The organism is Magnetospirillum fulvum, assembly GCF_900108475.1.
In the GTDB taxonomy this organism is placed as follows: domain Bacteria; phylum Pseudomonadota; class Alphaproteobacteria; order Rhodospirillales; family Magnetospirillaceae; genus Phaeospirillum; species Phaeospirillum fulvum_A.
Genome location: NZ_FNWO01000007.1, coordinates 112,929 through 133,966, shown reverse-complemented (window position 1 = coordinate 133,966; position 21,038 = coordinate 112,929). Strand labels below are relative to the sequence as shown.

Here is a 21,038-nt window from a genome sequence, read left to right as displayed (position 1 = left end):
ACGAGGTGCGATGGGAGTCGATAAGGAACTGGCCGCCGGGTTGGAGCCCGGTCTTCGCTTTGCCATGCTGGCCACTGCCAGCGGCGGCTTTGTCGATCTGACCTGGGCTGGGGTCGAAGCCTGGACCCCCATCGACGGCTTCTTGTGGATTCACCTCGAACGCGACGATCCGGTCGCCCAGGATTGGGTGCGGAATCGGGCCGGGCTCGATCCGCTGGTGGCGCTGGCGTTGCTGGCCGACGAATCCCGCCCCCGGGTCGAGGATGTTGACGATTCGCTGCTGGTGGTGCTGCGCGGCGTCAACAAGCCGCGTCCGGGCGAGGACCATCCCGGTTCGGTCGATTCCGAATTGGTGCCGATCCATATCTGGATGGAATCCGGCCGCTGCATCTCGCTGCGCGACAAGGATCACAGCCTTAACGCGCTCCGCGATCTGCGTCTGACGATGCTGAACGGCAAGGGACCGCGCACGGCGGGCGGGCTGATGGCGCGAATCGCCGAGAAGGTCACCGACCATGTCGGCGATCTGGTCGATGAACTGGAAGAGAACGTCTCGTTGCTGGAGGATCGGTTGAGCGAGGCCGATGCCGGGTCCGATCTGCGTTCGGCGATCGCCGACAGTCGGCGTAGCGTGGTCCAGGTCCGGCGCTATCTGGCCCCGCAGCGCGACGCGCTGTACCGGCTGCGCTCCGACGATGCGACATGGCTGACCGACGGGGCGAAGACCCATCTGCGCGAAATCAACGACCGCTTGGTCCGTCATCTCGAAGATCTCGACGAAATCCGCCAGCGCGCCTCGATCTTGCAGGAAGAATTGGCGGCGGTCGTCGCCGAACAGACCAACCGCAACCTTTATACCCTGTCGGTGGTGACGGTGATCATGCTGCCGATGACCTTTATCGCCGGATATTTCGGAATGAACACCGGAGGCTTGCCGTTCGGGTTGGAAAATCCCTATGGAACCCTGCTGGCCAGCGCTCTGATCGCCGTGACTGCCCTGGTGACCGCGCTGGTGTTGCGGTATGGAATCCCCCTGGGGCGGTATGGACGGGTCGGGCGGATGCAGCGCGACAACAGTTTCAAAGATGGAGAGCGGGAATGACCGCGATGGCCGAGGCGGTGGCGACCTTGCCTGCCGATCGTTTTTTTAATCGTGAATTGTCGTGGCTGGCGTTCAACACGCGCGTGATCGAAGAGGCGTTCAATCCTCGCCATCCGTTGCTGGAGCGGCTGCGCTTTCTGTCGATCTCGGCTTCGAATCTCGACGAGTTCTATATGGTCCGGGTCGCCGGGCTGAAAGGGCAGGTCGAGGCTGGGGTGGCGGCTCCCAGCCAGGACGGGCTGACCCCGGCCGAGCAGTTGGAGGCGATCAGCCGCTATGCCGCCGAGCTGATGGCAACCCAATATCGCGGCTGGCGCGAATTGAAAAACGAGCTTCAGGCGGTTGGCGTCACCGTGGTCAAAACCGATCACCTGACCGTCGAAGATACCGTGTGGATGGGCCAGACCTTCGACGAGCAGATCTTTCCGGCCCTGACCCCGCTGGCGATTGATCCGGCCCATCCGTTTCCGTTCATTCCCAATCTCGGTATCGCCCTGGTGGTGCTGCTGACCCGTCGCTCCGACGGCGAGGCGCTGCGGGCGCTGATTCCGGTGCCGCCGCAATTGCGCCGTTTCCTCCGGCTCCCCGGCGAGGGCATCCGCTTCTACCCGCTTGAAGACGCGATCGTCTTGTTCCTCGACCGCCTGTTCCCGGGTTTTCAGGTCGAAAGCGCCGGGATGTTCCGGGTCATCCGCGATTCCGAGATGGAAATCGACGAAGAGGCCGAGGATCTGGTGCGGGTGTTCGAATCCGCGCTGAAGCGCCGCCGCTTGGGCCGGGTGATCCTGCTGACCTTCAAGGCCGGAATCCCCGAGGCGTTGAAGGCGCTGATCGTCGCCGAAATGCATGTCGATGAGCATGACGTGTTCGAATTCGAGGGGCGTCTGGGGTTGGTCGATGCCCGCCAGATCATCACCGATCAGCGCCACGATCTGCTGTTCCCGCCCTATAACGCCCGTTTTCCCGAACGGGTGCGCGATTTCGCTGGCGATTGCTTCGCCGCGATCCGGCAGAAGGACATCGTGGTTCATCACCCGTTCGAAAGCTTCGACGTGGTGGTCCAGTTCATTCGCCAAGCGGCACGCGATCCTCAGGTGGTCGCGATCAAGCAGACGCTGTACCGCACCAGCGCCGACAGCCCAATCGTCAAGGCGCTGATCGAGGCGGCCGAGGCGGGCAAGTCGGTGACCTGCATGGTCGAGTTGAAGGCGCGCTTTGACGAAGAGGCCAACATCCATCTCGCCCGCAAACTGGAACGGGCCGGAGCCCAGGTGGTGTTCGGCTTCATGGAGCTGAAGACCCACGCCAAAATGTCGCTGGTGGTGCGGCGCGAGGAAAGCCGTCTGGTCTCCTACGTCCATTTCGGCACCGGCAATTACCACCCGATCACCGCGAAGATTTACACCGATTTGTCGTTCTTCACCTGCGACCCGCTGTTGTGCCGCGATGCGGCGCGGGCGTTCAACTTCATGACCGGCTATGCCGTTCCCGAAGGGTTGGAGAAGCTGTCGATCGCGCCGCTGTTCCTGCGCCAGACGCTGCTCGATCTGATCGAGATCGAAATCGCCCATGCCAAGGCCGGTCGCCCGGGGACGATCTGGGCCAAGCTCAATTCGCTGGTCGATCCCCAATTGATCGACGCGCTGTACCGCGCCTCCCAGGCCGGGGTGGCGATCGAACTGGTGATTCGCGGTATCTGCTGCCTGCGTCCCGGCATTCCCGGTCTGTCCGAAACGATCCGGGTTCGCAGTATCGTCGGCCGTTTCCTCGAACATGCCCGCATCGTCTGTTTCGGCAACGGAAAGCCTTTGCCGTCGCGTGAGGCCAAGGTGTTCATTTCGTCGGCGGATTGGATGGGGCGCAACATGGATCGGCGGGTCGAGACCTTTGTCCCGATCGAGAATCCGACCGTTCATGCCCAGATCCTTGACGAGATCATGGTCGCTAACCTGCGCGATACCGCCCAGTGCTGGATGCTGGATGCCGACGGGCGCTATCACCGGGTCGATCCGGGCGAGACACCGTTCAGCGCCCACGATTACTTCATGACCAATCCATCGCTGTCGGGGCGGGGCAGCGCCTTGATCGACCCGCCGTTACGGTCGGGCGGAACGGCGGCGAGCCGTCGGAACAAGCGCAAGCCGACCGAGTCGGTCTGAGGCGACCGGGTCCGAGCGACACGGGGCGCGCATCGCGTGTGAGCGCGCGCGCGCGCCCCGTGTCGTCGTCGCTTTTATTCTCTCCGTTCGACCCGCAAGGTCGCTTCGCCCTCCAGCACCACTTTGCCCGCAACGGTCGCGGTGGTCTTGAAGGTCGCGAATTTCCGTTCCGGCACCAGATCAATCAATTCGACATGGGCGGTGACGGTATCGCCGATCCGCACCGGCGCCTTGAACTTAAGCGATTGGGCGACATAGATGCTGCCCGGCCCCGGCAGGCGGGTGCCGAACACCGTCGAGATGAACGCCGCCGACAGCATGCCATGGGCGATGCGGCCCTTGAACGGGGTGGTCAGGGCGAATTCCTCGTTGATATGGACCGGATTGAAATCGCCCGACAATCCGGCGAAGGCGACGATATCGGCTTCGGTTACCGTTTTGGCGAAGCTGGCCGTCTGTCCGATCGACAGATCCTCGTAATACAGGCCGTGCAGGGACTCATCGCTCATGGTTATGCCTCCCGTTTTTGGACGATGCTGCGTCGCAACAGCCGAGTATAGCGTGTGAGCTGGCCCTCCCTAAAGGGCGTATTTGCTGCCCCCGCGATGGATGTTTGGGTTGGTGCGGAGCAAACCCTGCTGATATACATAAAACGAGATATATGCGGCGGATCAATCGCGGCGGGCAGCCTCCCCATTCTCGCCTTGCCGCGTTTCCCACGATCGGATGGAAGGAAAAGGCATGAACCGGTCTTCGGATCTCGGGCGGATGCTGATGATTGGGGGGCTCGGCCTGTTTGTCGCGGTCGCTTATTTTGGTTTTGCGCCGCCCACTCATCATGTCCTTGAATTACTGGCGAAGGCGCGCGATCCGGCGCTGTTTGCCGCCAATCCCTTTCTAAGTGATCCGGGAATCTTTGGCCCGTCGCTGCTCTATCCCCTCGTGCGTCTGCTTCGACTGCCGCTTGGCAACGATATCCTTGGTCTGATCCTGCATCTGACCGCCGGATTTCTGATCCTGGCGGCGGCGGTCGGCGTGGTGCGGCGAAGGCTGACCGGAGGCGACCAGACCGCCGCTTTGTTGACCGTGCTGATCGGCTGTTTCTTCTCGGCCAAGCTGCTGGTCGGCGTTGAGGCGGCTCCGGTTCCGTTTCATGTTCCGACCCCGGCGGGGATCGCTCATTTGTTGGGGTTCGCCGCTCTGTTGGCCGGGCTCGACCGCCGTCCGGCTTGGGCGGCGATCGCCGCCAGCCTGTGTGTTGCCGCTTCGCCCGACGGCAATCTTCTGCTCGCTCTGGCGGTGCCGCTGTGGCTGGCGTTCGACCGCTCGCTGCCGAATCTGTCGCGGCTGTGGGGGCTGCTGCCGCTGGCGGCATCCGGGTTGATGCTGACCATCGTCGCCGCGTTGCCGCCCCGCGCCATTGATGCCGCGACGGCGCTGGCCGGTCAGACGCCGTTGGCCGGGGCGTTGCTGGCGCTGGCCTGCGTCTGGGCGATCCGCGAGGGGAGCAAGACGGACGAGCCCACCCTGCGCGGCTGGTTGTGGGCCTTGAACGGGCCGATTCTGGCTGCGGGGCTGGGGCTGTTGCTCCTGCTGCGGGTCGCGCCGACGCAGACCGATCCGCTGTTGTCGGTGTTGTCGCTGGCGCATGCCAGCGCCTATCCGACCTGGCTGGTGCTGACCGTCATGGTGGCGCGCCTTGCGACTTCGACCCGGTTGGCCGGACTGGAACGTCTGCTACTGCTGGGCGCGCTGCTGGTGCTGGCCCCGCATGCCGTCGCGGTCGGGATCGCGATCGGGCTGGCGCTGTTCGCCCGCCTGCTGCTGCTGATTCGCGAAAAGCTGGGCTGTGGGCTGGGGACCGGGCTGGTTCCGGCCTCGACCCTGGTTCCGCTCTTGTTGCTGCTGCTGCTGGTCCGCAGCGGGGCCGATCTGGCCTCGCCGGCCTGGATCGATCGCACCGCGTTGGCCCATTCCGGTCGCTGGAGCGCCGGAACCTTCGCCGATGAATCGAGTTGGGTCGCCTGGGAGAATCTGGCTCCGTTACCGGACTTCCCCCTGGTGGCGCTGTACGACAATCGTGCCTATCAGGTGCCCGAGGTGAAGGCGGTGGCGCTGCCCGGAGCGTTGGTGGTTCACCCCGAAGCCAATCTTGCGGCGGGGAAATCGTCGTTCCTGGCTCCGCCCGGATTCGTTTCGGCCGATCCTGTCTTGCAGCGCGAAGCGGCGTTGCGCGACGGCGCGATCACCGAACTGATCCACACCTTGGGCCGGGGCGAAGCATTGTCCTCGCAGCCGGTGGGGGCGGTGCGGGTCGGCGCGGATCATGCCACGATCCAGATTCCGGTCAGCCTCGAAACCTTCCTGACCGAGCGACGGATGGCGGTGCTGGTCCCGCCCGGACTGGCTCGGCTGTTTCCCGCCGATTTGCCACGGCGGGCGGTGGGCGAGCAGGTTTTGATCGGTTTTGGCATCGCGCCGTGACGCTGGCGTGATGGGGTGGGGAGAAAAGCGAGGGCGAGCGGGGTCTAGACCATTGCGGCTGCGATATCCCATGGCCTAAGCTTGGAAATGCAGGGGATTTCAGGTTTGGGCGGTGCCGTCCACACTTGGCCCCGGTTCCCCTCGACCCCCCATCCGAAGGGCGCGCCACCCGATGATCGAGTCCATGAACGTCGCCATCCTCATTGTTGCGGGGCTGGTGTCGCTCAGCATCTTCTCCAGCCTGCTCAGTACCCGGATCGGGGCGCCCTTGCTGCTGGTGTTCCTGACCGTCGGCCTCTTGGCTGGCGAGGACGGATTGGGCCACATTCACTTCGACGATGTCCGCGCCGCCTATCTGATTGGCAGCGTCGCGCTGGCGGTGATTTTGTTCGATTCCGGCTTTCATACCGGGATCAAGGCGTTTCGCTCCGCCGCCTTTCCCGCCCTTACTCTGGCCAGCCTGGGGGTTCTGATCACCACCTCGGTGGTGGCGCTGCCGACTCATTACCTGCTGGGAATGGGCTGGGTCGAATCGGCCTTGCTGGGCGCGATCGTCAGTTCGACCGACGCGGCGGCGGTGTTCTTCCTGCTGCGGGTGGGGGGACTGAACCTGCGCGACCGCGTCCGCTCGACCCTTGAAGTCGAATCCGGCAGCAACGATCCGATGGCGATCTTCCTCACCTTGTCCCTGGTCGGGCTGCTGGCCGGGCATCATGGCGTGTCGGGATTGGCCGGTCTTAGCATTTTGTCGGAATTCGCCACCCAGTTTGGCGTTGGCGCACTGGCCGGAATGGCCGGGGGCGGGCTGATCGTTTTCGCGGTCAACCGGATGGGGTTCGAACGCGGGTTGCAGCCTTTGGCCGCGATCAGTCTGGCGATGGTGGTGTTCGCCGCCACCGGGGTGATGCAAGGCAGCGGCTTTCTAGCGGTCTATATCGCCGGGCTGATCGCCGGAAACGCCCGCATCGCCGCACCTGAAACGATGCGGCGATTCCAGGAAGGGTTGACCTGGCTGGCCCAGATCGTGATGTTCCTGACGCTGGGGCTGTTGGCGACACCGTCGCAATTCCCCCCTTATATTCCCGGCGCGCTGGCGGTGGCGGTGGTGTTGATGTTCGTCGCCCGTCCGCTGGCTGCCTGGATGTGTCTGCTGCCGTTCGGGTTCAAGCGTAACGACACCTCGTTTATCGCCTGGGTCGGGCTGCGCGGATCGGTGTCGGTGCTGCTGTCGATCGTGCCGATGGTGGCTGGCCTCAACAACGGCCGCGATTATTTCGTCGTCACCTTCCTGGTCGTGCTGGTCAGTCTGGCCTTGCAGGGCTGGACCATTGCGCCGGTGGCCCGCTTTCTCGGTCAGGTGGTGCCGCGCCGGATTGGTCCGGTCGAGCGAATGGAGCTAGAGATTCCCGGCGCGCGTCACGAACTGGTCGCCTATCGCGTCGTTGCGGATTCGCTGGTGGCGCGCGGCCAGAGGCTGCCGCGCTGGGCCGAGCCGTCACTGGTGCTACGCGATGGACGCTCGTTTGGTGCGTTCGCCGTTGGGGCGCTGCGTCCTGGCGACACCGCCTATCTGTTTGCCCGGCCCGAGCGGGTTCCCCATCTTGACCGGATGTTTGCCAGCGCCGCCCCGGCGGCCGAGGCCGATCACCGCTTCTTCGGCGATTTCGGGCTGGCTCCCACCAGCAAGATGAAGGAATTGGGGGTGTCTTACGGCCTGACCATTCCCGTCGAGGAACAAAATCGGACGGCGTCGGAATGGCTGGTCCGTCAATTGGGCCACACGCCCGGTGTCGGCGACCGGGCGGCGTTGGGCGAGGTCGAACTGATCGTTCGCTCGCTCGATTGGGATGGCACCATCGCCGAGATCGGGTTGGCGCTCGAGCCGACCGCGGTCGATCGGCCGCGCCTGCCGCTGCTGTTCCAGAGTCCGACCGAGATGTTGGGAATGCTGCGCCGCATGTTGCGTCGTCGCGAGAAACCGCCGATCGTGCCCCCATCGGCCGAGTGAGGAAAGTACGATGCCTGTCGCGACGAAGACGGTGAGGATCGGTCTGGGGCTGCTGGCGGTCGCGGTCGGGCTGGGAGGCGGCTGGCTGTTCTATTCGATGTCGGAGCCCCCGCCGGTCCCGCCGGTCCCGCCTGAGGCGGCTCTGCCGGAGACACCTCCCGCGCCGGAAGAGGCACCGCCGCCGATGGCCGAAGCCGCGCCTGATCCGCTTCCCGCCAGTTCGCCGCAAGCCGTGTTTGCCCACATCCAGAGTGAACTGAACCGTGCCGCCGCCGGACGCGAGTCGATCAAAGCCGCCGCCCCCGCTGCCGACCGTCTGGCAATGGTGGCCGAAGCGTTGCGGCGAATTCTGGCGGGCGATGCGGTGGGAGCCAACCGTGCCCTCGACGTGGCCGAAGCGGCAGTCGCGGCGCAGATTCCCTCCGAGGCGAAGATGGAGGCCGATCCGGCCTTGGCCGAGCGGCAGGAATGGTTGGTCAGCTATTTCGAATTGCTGCCCGCTTTGCCGCGCAAGAGCGGCGATGCCGCCGTTACCGCCGCTTTCGTTCGCCTCGCCCTGGTGCTGCGCAAGGTCGATGCGGTTCTGCTGGCCGACATGTTGCCGCGCCTGAACGGCTACGATCTGGTGTCGCGTCGGTCGGCGTCGGGTCTGTCCGCGTTCGACGGGCGCGGTTTGCGGTTGCCCTGCCGGTTGGCGGCGACCCAGCGTGCCCGGTTGGAGATTGCGGCGAAGTCGTTGCGTCAATTGGCCGGACCGCTGACCGACTGCCCGGTTCCTGCTGGCCGCGCCAGCGATTTCGCCGCGCTGGAGCGTTTCGCCCGCGATCCGGTCAAGGGAATCGCCGACGTGGCGCTGGCCAAGCCGTCCCGGCCCGGTCAACCCTCGAGTCCGCTGAGTGCCGCCGCCGCCGGAGGGACGCTCGCCGAGATCGAGGCGGTGGCACAAAGCGGGGCCGATCCCCTGCGTGCCGACGAGCGCGGGCTGATCGCGTTGCATTATCTGGCATCGAATCGCGGTCTGTCGCCCGCCGACCGGTCCCGCGCGGTCGCGCTGCTGTTTTAACCGCTTCCCTTTCCCCAGACGTGACGAAGGCCGACATTGCTGTCGGCCTTCGCCTCGTTACGGATTCGATCTTCGGATCAGCAGCAGCGGGTCGCTCCGCCACCGCCATAGCGTGCATCCTGACGGTTGCGGAAGAATTCCTCGTAGCTCATCACCGGATCGTCGGGGTGGCGGGTCATCTGGTGAATGACATACCCGTCATAGTCGGGAACGCCCACCATCAAACGGCTGGCCTGACTGAGAATGCGATAGGCCGCCTTCAGGTCAAGCATGGCTCGCCTCCTTGGCGGTGCCGGATTCAATCGCGGTCGGGTGATCGGCGGCAATCGCCCGACGGATTGAAATGATGCCGAAACCGACCATCGCCACCACCAGGATCAGCAGGAAGATCGCGATACCGGCATCGACATAGGCGTTGAACACGATCTGGTTCATCTGGTCGATGGACTTGGCCGGAGCAATCACCTTGCCAGCATCCAAGGCGGTGCCGAACTTGTCGGCCTGGGCCAGGAAGCCGATTGCCGGACTGGCGTGGAACACTTTCTGCATTCCGGCGGTCAAGGTGCAGATCAGCAGCCAGATCGCCGGAAGCACGGTGACCCAGGCGTAACGCTGCCGCTTCATCTTGAACAGCACCACCGTGCACAGGACCAGGGCGACGCCTGCCAGCATCTGATTGGCGATACCGAACAGCGGCCACAAGGTGTTGATGCCGCCCAACGGATCAATCACGCCGGTATAGAGGATATAGCCCCACAAAGTGACGGCGATTCCGGTGGCGATCAGGTTGTTGCTCCAGGATTTGGTCTGGCGGAAGCTCGGCGTCACCGCGCCGATCATGTCCTGGACCATGAAGCGGCAGGCGCGGGTGCCGGCATCGACGGCGGTGAGGATGAACAGCGCCTCGAACAGGATCGCGAAATGGTACCAGAACGCCATCATCGTCTTGCCGCCGATGACGCTGGAGAAAATCTGGGCCATGCCCACCGCCAGGGTCGGAGCGCCGCCCGCCCGCGACAGGATCGAGGTCTCGCCGACATCCTTGGCGGTTTCGACCAACATTTCCGGGGTGATCGCAAAGCCCCAGGAGCTGATCACCGTCGCCGCGTTGACGACGTCGGTGCCGATCCGCGCCGCCGGGCTGTTCATCGCGAAATAGACGCCGGGATCAATCACGGTGGCGGCAACCATCGCCATTACCGCGACGAAGCTTTCCATCAGCATCCCGCCATAGCCGATCAGCGGAATCTGCTTTTCGGTTTCCAGCATCTTGGGCGTGGTGCCCGAGGAGATCAGGGCATGGAAGCCCGACACCGCGCCGCAGGCGATGGTGATGAACAGGAAGGGGAACAGATTCCCGGCGAAGACCGGGCCGGTCCCATCGATGAACTGGGTTACCGCAGGCATTTTCAACACCGGCATCGCGACCAGGATGCCGAGTGCGAGGCAGATGATGGTGCCGATCTTGAGGAAGGTCGACAGATAGTCGCGCGGGGCGAGCAGCAGCCACACCGGCAACACCGAGGCGACAAAGCCATAGCCGATGATCATCAGCGCCAATTGCTCACCCTTGAAGGTGAACAGCGGAGCCAGATCGGGGCTTTCGGCGACAGTCTGGCCATAGAGCAGGGCCGTCATCAGCAGGGCAAAGCCGATCAGACTCATCTCGCCGATTCGGCCCGGCCGCAGGAAGCGGGCATAGATCCCCATCAGGATCGCGATCGGAATGGTGGCGATGACGGTGAAGGTGCCCCACGGACTGCCGGTCAAGGCCTTGACCACCACCAGGGCCAGCACGGCCAGGATAATGATCATGATCATCAGCACGCCGACCAGGGCCAACGACCCGGCCAGCGGCCCCATTTCAGAGCGGATCATGTCGCCCAGCGACCGGCCGTCGCGGCGGGTCGAAAGGAACAGCACCATCGAATCCTGCACCGCTCCGGCGAAGACGACACCGGCGAGAATCCATAAGGTTCCGGGAAGATAGCCCATCTGGGCGGCCAGCACCGGCCCGACCAGCGGCCCCGCGCCAGCGATGGCGGCGAAATGGTGGCCGAACAGGACGTACCGGTTGGTGGGGACGTAATCGAGGCCGTCATTGTAGCGAACGGCCGGAGTGATCCGCCCCGGATCGACTTGCATCACTTTTTGGCCGATGAACAGCCCGTAAAAGCGATAGGCGATGAAATAGGTACAGACAGCGGCGATCACGAGCCAGATGGCGTTGACGCTCTCGCCACGTTCCAATGCCACCACGCCCAGCGCAAAAGCACTGAGCAGGGCCGTAGCCAACCACACCAATTTAGATATAGGCGCACCCATGGACATATCCTCCGCTCTGGGAGCCAAGGAAAAAGTTATATTATTGGCGCGCGGCGAAGTCTATTTCCGTCAGGCCCAATCCCTAAATATTGCGACGCAAAATCATTCCCGAGTGGGTTTGCGGGCGGGCGGAGCTGCCGGTTTGCCGTCACTTGACTCCTTGGACGGAGCCTTGCCGTCGCCCGAAGAAACGGCGGCGGGGGGAGCGGGCACGAATTCCGTCGGCACGGGCGAACTCCAAACCGAGGGCCTGCTGCGCCGGTTGACGTCCGTCACCGGAAGAGCGGCGTTGGGCGGCGGAATGTCGGACGAGCGGGCGTTGAACGACTTGGTTTCGGTCGTCGGAGAGGCTTCACGGGTGGGGGCGGGGGCAGCATCGGCGCGGAGGGGGGAGGGGGGCGACGTGTCGGCGGTGTTGAGAATCACCGGCAGTCCATCCTTGCCCCCACCGATGATGATGATCTTGCCGTTGGGAGAGGTCGATAGCGCAATTGTCGCCTCGATCCCGCGCAGACGGAGATATTCCGGGGTGATGGTGCGGGCGACGATGTCCTGGAAGGTGCGGATACCTTCGGCCTCGATCTTCTTGCGCTCGCGTTCCTTTTCCTCGCGGGCGATACGGAAATCGTATTCCAGCATTGCCTGATATTGTTCGGCCTTGCGTTCGATCGCCTCGGACACCTTTTCCGGCAGCTTGACCGAGCGGATCAGCACGTCCTCGACCGTCACCAGCTTGCCGCGAAAGCTCTGGTTGACCAGGGACGAGCCGAGTTGGCGCACCATCCGTTCCAGCAATTCGGCCTGGATGAAGCCGCGCGCGTCGGAATAAAGCTGTTCGGGAGTGTAGCGCGAGATCAGTTCGCGGACATGCGAGCCGATTTCCGGATAGACCAGGATTTCCGGGTAATCCGGCCCGACCAGAGCATGGAGGAGGCCAAGCGAGTCCTTGTTGACCCGATACCGCACCGCCACCTCGACCTGCATCGTCAGGCCGTTCGAGGAAATGGTGTCGTAGGTCCGGACATTGTTCTGGAGCCGGGCATCATAGATATACATCTCGTCCCACGGGAAGATGGCGTGAACACCTTCGCCAAAGGTCCGGTCGGTCACCGTGCCGCCGAAAAAGCGCAGCCACAGCACCCCGGAATGACCGGCAGGGACGTTGATGAAGATGCTGGGGGCAAGCAGGATCATGCCCAGCACCAGCAAGAGCGAGAAGATGTAGATAGAACTGGCGTTGTGGCGCAGTTGACGCTTTAGCGTGTTAAAGCCGCTCTGGTCCAGAAGACGACGGAAGGCCGAGGGCGAGACACTCGCCGCGGGAGTCGCCGCATTGTTTACTTCTGTCATCTCCACCCTTCTCGCTGGTCGGGCTTATTTCGGGTCTGTCGGGTCTTCCCGAATCCCTCGCGATTATCCGACGCGATGCCCGTTCCGGCACCGCCGAGGACAGGGTTACTCTAACGTAACTTTCTCGATCCGTTTACGAATTTCGCGGGACGGGCGGCAGGCGACGAGAATCAACAGGTCGAACACCGGCGATATCACCAGCGCCAACAGGAAATGACCGGCAAACCCAAACGCGGTGGTTCGGCCCAACAGGCCGCAGAGCACGCAGGCAATCACATAAAGAACGATGACAATGATTGGCATGCCGTGTTCCTTCGCCTTCCGCCAAGAACATCGCCGCGGTGGGCGTTTGCCCACCGCGTTCGATACCACACCATACTCTATCGACCGGGGCCGACGATAGCGTTACGCCGCCGCCGTTGCCGCACCGATGCCTTTGTCCTTGGCTTCGGCAAACTCGGCGGCGAAATCGTCCTTGGCCTTCTTGGCGTTGAAGGACAGGAAGGTTCCGCCGGACGCGAAGTGACGCTTGAAGGTCTTGCCCACGGCATAGGTGAACGCCGCCGCGAAAGCGGGCTGGGTCGCCAGTGAGAACAGCGTTCCGAACACCGGCGCATTGCGCAAAAGGCCATAGGCGACGCCGGAAGACAGGATTCCCCCGCTGATCGCGGTGGTGCCGATTCCCGCCAGCAGGGCGGCGACCGAGGATTTGACGGCATTGGCCTTGAATGGCACGCCGTACAGATCGCCCAGTTCCTTCAGCAGTTTAACCTGAACGGCGATCAGCGCCGCGGTGTCGAGGAAGCGTAGCGGAATGACGCCCGCTCCGATCGACCAGTAGACGTTGTTGCGGATGACCGAATCGGCCGCGGCGGAATGAATGTCCGTCTCGGGTGGCGGCGTTATCCTCTCTTCAACAGGCCCGTCCGAAACAGCAGCCTGGGTCTTGGCTTTAGCCTCGCTGGTCATGATCTCCCCCGTGAGGTGAATCCAGTTGGTCAGGATCGACAACGCAAGAATAGCATGAAAACGTCCGCAAAGGATGTTCCCGACAGAGGCGGGGCGTCCCTTTGCGGGCGGAGCGGTGCGGAAGTCGCCGCCGTCGGATATCGAATCGTCGTGGTCGCCAGCGCTCGTGCCGAGGATAGGAGCGCAAGAAAATGCGGTCAACCTGAAATCTTCATGCCTTGCACGCTTTTAGTGTTTGGGTTGTGCTGGGAGCAGGCCCGCCTCGCGCCAATAGCGGGCGGCTCCGGCGTGGAACGGAAGGTAATTGCCGGACGAGATCATCTCGTGGACGGTCAGGGTTTTCAGGGCGGGATGGAGTGTCCGCAGCAATTCGATATTCTCGACCGCCGAACGCACCAGCCAGTAGACGACGGTCGGATCGACCGGTTGATAGGCGACCAGAGTCGCCTTGATCCCATAGGTCTCCTGCGGATTCGTCTGTCCCGGATAGGTGTTGGCGGGCAGGGTCAGTCGCGAATATTCGGGATGGAGGCGCAGCATCTCCTCCATCCCCGGCCCGGCCAGTCCAAGAACCCGCGCGTTGCAGCGCGAAATCGTATCGGAGACCAGTTGTGACGGATGCCCGCTCCATACCGCGAAGGCGTCGATATAGCCGCTGCACAGCCCTTGAGGACTGGAATCGATCGGGAAAGTGTCGCGCCGGGCCAGATCGGCGGGACGAATGCCGCTGGCGGCCAGATAATCGAGGATCAGCTTTTGACCGACGCTGCCGTCCGGACCGAGATTAATCCGTTTGCCGCGCAAATCTTCGGGCGTGATGATCGCGGCTTTGCTGCGTGTCACCAGCATGCCCATTTCGCCGTACAGCGACATGACCGATTGCGCCCCGGGGATCGGTTCCTCGCCCGAAGCGGCCAGATAGGTGACGTCGGATTGCATGATGACCACCTGGGCTCGGCCCTGGCGCATCAGTCTGCGGTTGTCGGTGCTGCCTTGCGAGCGCAATGCGACGCAATGGATGCCATGCTGGTCGAAATTCTTACGCATTGTGTCGCATAATGCACTGGCAACCGTGAAATATACTCCGGTTGTTCCACCAGAATAGATCGTCAGGTACTTTTCCTTGAGCGGATTTAGGGCCGAATTGCTTGAGACAAGATTGATATCGGTCCAATCCTTGTACTGGTTCAGGGGAACGAAATCGGGATTATAGGGGAGGCCGTTCTTTTTCTCGGCCGCCAAACCGTCCGCGACAGGGACCAGCAAAAGCAAAAGCGCGAGAGTCCAGCGCCGGGCCAGGCTTGCGATCCGGGTCATGATGCCTCCTGACAAAGGTCCGTGGCGGAAGCGGACGACGTCCACCCGATTTCCTCGAAGATCAGCCGCAGAATGTCGTTGCGATGACTTTGCGCGAAGAAATGGCCCGCCGCCACCTCTTCGAAGCGGAAGCGACCGGCGGCAAACGCGCTCCAGGCCCGCATGTCGGCCTCGGTGACATAGGGATCGTCGCGTCCGTTTACCGCCAGCAGCGGACAGGCGATTACCGGGGCGGGCGGGCGGGCAAACCCTTCGGACAGCACGAAGTCGGCCCGGAGCACGGGCAGAACCATCGCCATCAATTCGGCGTGCTCCAGCGCCTCGCGCGGGGTTCCGCCCATCGCGCCGATCGCCGTTAGGAAAGCGCGGTCATCCAGCGGCGACAGCGGCGGACGCCGGGGCGGCAGGTACGGAGCGGCCCGGGCCGCCACTGTCACCAGCGCCAGGGGGGCCTGGGCCTCCGTCAAAGCGACGGCAAGATCGAGGGCCAATGATGCTCCCAGACTATGGCCGTACAGCACCAGCGGCGCGGGCGGTAGCGCCAGGACCGCCGCGACCAGTCCCGTCACGATGGTCTTGGCATCGCGGCAAGGCGTTTCGGCCAGACGCCGTTCGCGGCCGGGCAATTGCGCCGCGACCAGATCGACGTCGGGGGGCAGCGCCGTGGCCCAGGGGCGGAACAGCGACGGGCCGCCGCCAGCATGGGGCAACCCCAATAATCGCAGCGAGGGATGACGGGCGGCGGGCTTGCCGATCCGCACCAGCCAGGGGCCGCTCATCAGCCGGTTCCTTCGACAAAAGCGCCCTCGCGCATCGCCAACACCCGGTCGGCGACGCCGAACCAGCGGTCGTCATGGGTGACGCAGATCACCATCTTGCCCTGGGCACGATAGGCGGGAAGGATCTCTTCATAGAACAAATGGCGGAAATGGGGGTCTTGATCGGCGGCCCATTCGTCGAGGATCAGCACCGGCTTGTCCTCCAGTTCGGCGACGACCAGGGCCAGCCGTTTGCGCTGTCCCGCCGACAGGGCCAGGGTCGAAAAGCGTCCGTCCTCGACCCGCACCTTGCGGTCGAGTCCCAGCTTTTCCAGCAACGGCCCGGCATTGGGCCACGCCTCGGGGGCAATGCCGTAGAGCGGGCGAAACAGATGGTAATCGGAGAACACCGCCGAGATGGTGTCGCGATAGGCCTGCATCCGCGCCTCGGTGACGATTTCGCCATCGACCGACAGGGTGCCGCCGCTGGCCGGGACCAAACCGACCAGCAGGCGCAAAAAGGTCGATTTGCCCGAGCCGTTGCCGCCGGTGATGAAGGTGATTTCTCCGGCGCGAAAGCGGGCGTTCAGCGGTCCGACCGAAAAACCGGACTCGCCCTTGTCGTCGGGATAGCGATAGCCCAGGTCGGACAGCACGATTTCCTGCGGCGGGGCCATCGGCGCGGTTGTCGTCGATTCCGCTTCGGCGGCGCGTCCGCCGCGCAGCCTCTCCTTCAATGCGTACAACCCGGTCAAAGCGTGTTCGGCGTCGCCGATGATCGGTACCGCCTGGACCACGGTGCCGATCGGCCCGATCATGAACATCGCGGCGGTGGTGGCCTGGATCGCTTCGGTGTGAAAGGTGGTGGTGACCATCGGCACCACGAACACCATCACTCCGACCAGAACATAGAACGCCAGTTGAATTCCGGCGAATTCGCGCGACCAGCGTTGCTTGATCGCGGTCTTGGCCATCCGGGTGCGGCGCGAGATTTCGGCCAGATCGCCGACCACCTCAAGCCCCCTTTGTTCATTGAGGCGGATTTCCTTCTGCCCGCGCAGCATTCCGCCCAGCCCATCGAACAGCTCCATCTCGGCGGCTTCGGCCCGGCTGGTCTCTTGGCGCAGGTCGGCCATTCGCCGCCAGTGCAGCATCACCGCCAGCACCAGGAACAGCGTCACCGCGCCAAAGGCGGCAAGCGACAGCCACGCGACATAAAGGGCGACGAACAGCAGCGTCACCGCATCCTGCGCTCCTACCGCCAGCATCGGCACGCAGCGCGAGACGGTCTGGCAATCGCGGGTCAGGGCGGAAAACGCCTTCGCCTGACCGATCTCGTCCAGGCTTTGCATGTCGGAATGGCGGATCCCCTCGACCACGTCGCCGCGCAGCCGATCGACCAGCCCCTCGACCTCGGTGGCGCAAATCCCGGTCACCGCCTTCTGGGTGGCTGCGTAGAGGGCGGTGGTGACCAGGAACAGCAGGACAAGGCGAATCCCGGCTCCACCCGACTGCGCCTGCGCCGCCGCGATGTTGATCACCGCCAGAATCAGGGTGGTCGAGCAGGCCGACAGAATCGTCAGAAAGACCAGCCACCGGGGATTGGAGGACATTTCCGAGCGCAATTGGCGGATCATCGTCATCGGCTCAGACTCCGGCGGCCGACGGGGGGACGGGGCGCAGCCGTCCTTCGTCGAGATGGAAGCGGCGGTCGGCGGCGTCGAAATAGGAATCGTCGTGGGTCACTGCGATCACGGTCAAGCCGCGTCGGCGCAACTCGGGAAGAATCTCGCGATAGAAACGGCGGCGGAAATGAGGGTCCTGGTCGGCGGCCCATTCGTCGAGAACCAGGATTGGCCGCCGTTCCAGCAACGCCACCACCAGGGCCAGCCGTTTTTTTTGCCCGGTCGATAGGTCGATCCGGGTGAAACGGTTGCCGTCCAGGCCGCTGACCCTCTCCATTTCCAGCATTTCAAGCAGCGGAGCGGCCTCGGCAATCCGCTCGGGGGGGATCGCGTAGAGACGGGGGAACAGGTGAAAATCGGAGAAGACCGCCGCGATCAGTCCCCGGTACGAGCGCATCGTCGTCGATCCGATCGGGTGGGTGTCGATCTCGATCACCCCCTGCTGGGGCCGATAAAATCCGCACAGCACCTTCATCAGGGTCGATTTGCCCGAGCCGTTGCCGCCGGTGATGAAGATCACCTCGCCCCGCTTGACCGAGAGGTCGATCGGGCCGATGGCAAAGCCGGATTCGCCCTCGGCACCCTCATAGGCATAGCCGATCCCGCTCAGCCGGATCGTCGCGAAATCGGCGGGCAGGGGGGCGGGTTCGACCTGTTCGACCGGATCCTCCATCTCCGCCAGTTGGGAATCGAGGCGGAGGATCTTCTCGGCGGCGGCGTTCGAGGCGGCGAGAATCCCCAGCGAATGGATCAAGGCACCGAGCGGGCCAACGATGAAAATCACCGCCGTCGCCACTTTGACGACGTCGATGTCGGCGCCCAGCTTGTACATCGGGATCGCGAACACGACGACCGCCAGCAGCAAAAAGAAAATGACCTGACCGATGATGAACTGGCTGAAGATATGGGTCTGGACATCAAGCCGGACCGTGCCGACATGGCGGCATTGCCGGGCGACGGTGCGGCCGAAATCGGCGCTGCGCTGGCTTGACAGGCGGATTTCCTTGAAGCCGTCGAACAGGTCGGACAGGCTTTCGAACAATCCGGCCTCTTCGCCCATCATCTCGTGATGACGGCGGTGGAGCCTGGCTCCCAGCCGGGCATAAACCCAGCCGCCGCCCGAAACGCCGAGCGTGACGATGACGAAAGCCAGCGGAGACAGGTAAAGGATATAGAACAGCACCGCCACGGACAGAATTCCCGACCGCAGCGCCAGGGCGAGAAACTGGCTGTTTTGCGAAATCGTCTGCGTCGCCTGGGTGACGCTTTCGAACAGGGTCTGGTGGCCGATCCGTTCCAGCAAGACGAAATCGGCGCGGCGGATGCGGCCCAGGATGCGGACGCGGAGGAAATCTATCGCGGCTTCGAGGTCGGCTCCGACCCGGCCGACCAGAAAAACCTCGGCGTAATAATAGATCGCGGCGGCGGCGACGAAGACGCTCGCCAAGCCCCAATCGACCTGATCGAATCCTTCGCCCGCCATTTTTTCGGCGGCCAGATTGACCGTCGCCAGCAAAAAAACCCCGCCGATACTGGAGGCCACTGCGCTGCCGAGCAGCCGTAGCCGAGGCGTGGCCCCTTGTACGCTCAAGAGGTCGAGGATTTTCATCTGCCGATCGATCCCCCCGGAACATCACCTCCCGACGGGGAAGTCTTCCACTTTAGCCGCAACCGTGCCAAGCCGTCCATCGAATGCCTGCCGCTTCTCTCGGCCGAGACTACAGAAAACAGCCCCCGTCCGGGAGGTGCTTGATCCTGGACGGGGGAACTCTTCTGACAGCAAAAGCTATAAAATCAAGCGGATAGAGCGTGACTGAACGGGGTTAGGTGATCACGGTCGGCTCGGCCCGGCCGGTCCGGTCCTCGATCTGGGCCAGCCGACGGGCGGTGGCGATCAGGTCCACCAACGCCACCTGGGGGTCCAGTCCATGGCGGGACGGATCGGCTTCGTACTGCTCGATATAGACCCTGAGCGTCGCCCCCTGGGTTCCGGTGCCCGACAGGCGATAGACGATCCGGGCGCCGTCCTCGAACAGAACGCGGATTCCCTGCTTGGTGCTGACGCTGCCATCGACCGGATCGGTATAGGCGAAATCGTCGAACACCGAGACGGTGCGGCCGTCCAGTTCGGTGCCGACCAGAGGCAGGCCGCGCAAGTGATCCATCAGCCCTTCGGCGGCGGCGGTCTCGATACCCTCGTAATCGTGACGGGAATAGACGTTGCGGCCGAATTCGCGCCAATGGGCGGTGACGATGTCGGCGACGCTTTCGCGGCGGCGGGCCAGGACGTTGAGCCACATCAGCACCGCCCACAGCCCGTCCTTTTCCCGGACATGGTCGGACCCGGTGCCGAAGCTCTCCTCGCCGCACAAGGTCGCCTTGCCGGCATCGAGCAGGGTGCCGAAGAACTTCCAGCCGGTCGGGGTCTCGTAACAGGGAATCCCCAGCTTGGCGGCGACGCGGTCGGCGGCGGCGCTGGTCGGCATCGAGCGGGCGATCCCGGCCAGACCGCGGGTATAGCCGGGGCAAAGCGGGGCGTTGGCGGCGAGAACCGCCAGCGAATCCGAGGGTGTGACGTAGAAGTCCCGCCCGAGGATCATGTTGCGGTCGCCATCGCCATCCGAGGCGGCCCCGAAATCGGGCGACTCGGGACCGCTCAACGCCGCGACCAGATCGTGGGCATGGGCCAGATTGGGATCGGGATGCCCGCCGCCGAAATCTTCGAGCGGGATGCCGTTCATGACTGTGCCGGGAGCGGCGCCCAGGCGACGTTCGAGAATCTCATGGGCATAAGGGCCGGTGACCGCGTGCATTGCGTCGAAGCGCATCTTAAAGCCCGAGGCGAACAGCGCCCGGATCGCGGCGAAATCGACCAGGGTCTCCATCAGGGCGGCATAATCGGCGACCGGATCGAAAATATCGACTTCCATCGTCCCGATCCGGACCGTTCCCAATTGGTCGAGGTCGATATCGTCGCTTTCGACCAATTTATAGGATTGGATCGTCAACGAGCGGGCGTAAATCGCCTCGGTGATCGCCTCGGGGGCGGGGCCGCCCGCCGGAATGTTGTATTTGATCCCGAAATCCTCGTCCGGGCCGCCGGGATTGTGGCTGGCCGACAAGATGATGCCGCCGAACGTCTTGTACTTGCGGATCACGCAGGATGCCGCCGGAGTCGATAAGATGCCGCCGCGTCCGACCATCACCCGGGCAAACCCGGCGGCAGCGGCCATCCGCAGGATGGTCTGGATCGCGGTGCGATTGAAATATCGGCCGTCGCCACCCAGCGCCAGGGTCTTGCCGACCGTGTTGCCGATGCTGTCGAATACCGACTGAACAAAGTTTTCGAGATAATGCGGCTGGATGAAAACGGAAACCTTTTTGCGCAGGCCCGACGTCCCGGGTTTCTGCCCGGCGAAGGGGGTCGTGACGACGGTTTTGACGTGGGCCATGTCTGCTTCCTTTTCGGCGATATCGCACACGATGGGTCATCGCCGATGCCGGGGCGGGTGTCAACAAGCCTATGCCCTGGAACCGGAAGGATAGAGGCCGTCGAACCCCCTTGGAGCGCGGATCACCCCGTCGTAAACTGCGCGCCTTGACGCAATCACCAATCGGGACCGACCATGACCGAAGAGACCGAAACCCAGTCCGCGCCTCCGACCCGGCGCGTTTCCAGCACCGTGGCGATGAACCGCTTCATCTGGGGGATGCTGAAGCCGTTTCTGCTGGTGGTTGGCGGCGCGGTGCTCCTGCTGTTTCTGCTGCGGCAGGCGGGGGTCTGATCTTTCGGTCGCGCGTCCTATCTCCTGATAAGC

17 protein-coding genes are annotated in these 21,038 nt (G+C 63.7%); 6 read left to right on the top strand and 11 right to left on the bottom strand.

Translation table 11 applies throughout. From position 1 onward, the window contains the following. The first annotated feature begins 10 nt into the window (after positions 1-10). Together BLW40_RS10140 and BLW40_RS10135 are read left to right on the top strand one after the other, a co-directional pair. On the top strand, positions 11-1,102 hold the full coding sequence (locus BLW40_RS10140; RefSeq protein WP_074768165.1) for a zinc transporter ZntB: 1,092 nt from the start codon (positions 11-13) through the stop codon (positions 1,100-1,102). After that, a complete protein-coding gene (locus BLW40_RS10135; RefSeq protein WP_074768163.1) occupies positions 1,099-3,261 on the top strand; it encodes an RNA degradosome polyphosphate kinase in 2,163 nt (720 codons plus the stop codon). Before BLW40_RS10140 ends, BLW40_RS10135 begins: the two co-directional genes overlap by 4 nt. 74 nt (positions 3,262-3,335) lie before the next feature. Here BLW40_RS10135 and BLW40_RS10130 read toward each other — a convergent pair whose 3' ends face one another. Further along, complete coding sequence (locus BLW40_RS10130; RefSeq protein WP_074768161.1) at positions 3,336-3,770, bottom strand: MaoC family dehydratase; 435 nt, start codon at positions 3,768-3,770, stop codon at positions 3,336-3,338. 232 nt (positions 3,771-4,002) lie between these two features. Between BLW40_RS10130 and BLW40_RS10125 the strand changes: the two genes are divergently transcribed. From BLW40_RS10125 to BLW40_RS10115, 3 genes are all read left to right on the top strand, one after another. Continuing rightward, positions 4,003-5,745, top strand: coding sequence for a hypothetical protein (locus BLW40_RS10125; RefSeq protein WP_074768159.1), 1,743 nt, complete (start codon positions 4,003-4,005; stop codon positions 5,743-5,745). A gap of 172 nt (positions 5,746-5,917) precedes the next feature. Then, positions 5,918-7,753 carry a potassium/proton antiporter gene (locus BLW40_RS10120; RefSeq protein ID WP_074768157.1) on the top strand — a complete coding sequence of 612 codons (1,836 nt, stop codon included), beginning with the start codon at positions 5,918-5,920 and terminating at the stop codon, positions 7,751-7,753. A 10-nt stretch (positions 7,754-7,763) separates the two neighbouring features. Then, positions 7,764-8,816 carry a hypothetical protein gene (locus BLW40_RS10115; protein WP_074768155.1) on the top strand — a complete coding sequence of 351 codons (1,053 nt, stop codon included), beginning with the start codon at positions 7,764-7,766 and terminating at the stop codon, positions 8,814-8,816. 77 nt (positions 8,817-8,893) lie between these two features. Here the strand turns inward: BLW40_RS10115 and BLW40_RS10110 are convergent, their stop codons facing one another. The 10 genes from BLW40_RS10110 to BLW40_RS10065 form a co-directional block, all read right to left on the bottom strand. Further along, positions 8,894-9,088 carry a YbdD/YjiX family protein gene (locus BLW40_RS10110; protein WP_002729880.1) on the bottom strand — a complete coding sequence of 65 codons (195 nt, stop codon included), beginning with the start codon at positions 9,086-9,088 and terminating at the stop codon, positions 8,894-8,896. Next, the gene (locus tag BLW40_RS10105; protein WP_074768153.1) at positions 9,081-11,141 is read right to left on the bottom strand and encodes a carbon starvation CstA family protein; all 2,061 of its coding nucleotides are present in this window, start codon (positions 11,139-11,141) and stop codon (positions 9,081-9,083) included. The genes BLW40_RS10110 and BLW40_RS10105 overlap by 8 nt, the downstream gene beginning before the upstream one ends. 102 nt (positions 11,142-11,243) lie before the next feature. Next, on the bottom strand, positions 11,244-12,491 hold the full coding sequence (locus BLW40_RS10100) for a prohibitin family protein (protein ID WP_074768151.1): 1,248 nt from the start codon (positions 12,489-12,491) through the stop codon (positions 11,244-11,246). Between the two features lie 105 nt (positions 12,492-12,596). Next, complete coding sequence (locus BLW40_RS10095; protein WP_074768149.1) at positions 12,597-12,794, bottom strand: hypothetical protein; 198 nt, start codon at positions 12,792-12,794, stop codon at positions 12,597-12,599. A 102-nt stretch (positions 12,795-12,896) separates the two neighbouring features. Then, the gene (locus BLW40_RS10090; protein WP_074768306.1) at positions 12,897-13,460 is read right to left on the bottom strand and encodes a YcjF family protein; all 564 of its coding nucleotides are present in this window, start codon (positions 13,458-13,460) and stop codon (positions 12,897-12,899) included. 228 nt (positions 13,461-13,688) lie between these two features. Continuing rightward, positions 13,689-14,777, bottom strand: coding sequence for a TAXI family TRAP transporter solute-binding subunit (locus tag BLW40_RS10085; protein WP_074768147.1), 1,089 nt, complete (start codon positions 14,775-14,777; stop codon positions 13,689-13,691). Next, entirely contained in the window at positions 14,774-15,556 is a 783-nt protein-coding gene (locus tag BLW40_RS10080) for a thioesterase II family protein (RefSeq protein ID WP_083386728.1), read from the bottom strand. The genes BLW40_RS10085 and BLW40_RS10080 overlap by 4 nt, the downstream gene beginning before the upstream one ends. After that, a complete protein-coding gene (locus tag BLW40_RS10075; RefSeq protein ID WP_074768145.1) occupies positions 15,556-17,178 on the bottom strand; it encodes a cyclic peptide export ABC transporter in 1,623 nt (540 codons plus the stop codon). The genes BLW40_RS10080 and BLW40_RS10075 overlap by 1 nt, the downstream gene beginning before the upstream one ends. Before the next feature lie 4 nt (positions 17,179-17,182). After that, positions 17,183-18,829 (bottom strand): cyclic peptide export ABC transporter, encoded by a 1,647-nt coding sequence (locus BLW40_RS10070; RefSeq protein ID WP_074768143.1) that lies wholly within the window; start codon positions 18,827-18,829, stop codon positions 17,183-17,185. Positions 18,830-19,043: 214 nt separating this feature from the next. Beyond that, the gene (locus BLW40_RS10065; protein ID WP_074768302.1) at positions 19,044-20,672 is read right to left on the bottom strand and encodes an alpha-D-glucose phosphate-specific phosphoglucomutase; all 1,629 of its coding nucleotides are present in this window, start codon (positions 20,670-20,672) and stop codon (positions 19,044-19,046) included. Between the two features lie 174 nt (positions 20,673-20,846). Here BLW40_RS10065 and BLW40_RS17630 point away from each other — a divergent pair, with 174 nt between their 5' ends. After that, positions 20,847-21,005 carry a hypothetical protein gene (locus tag BLW40_RS17630; RefSeq protein ID WP_170834554.1) on the top strand — a complete coding sequence of 53 codons (159 nt, stop codon included), beginning with the start codon at positions 20,847-20,849 and terminating at the stop codon, positions 21,003-21,005. The last annotated feature ends 33 nt before the right edge of the window (positions 21,006-21,038 follow it).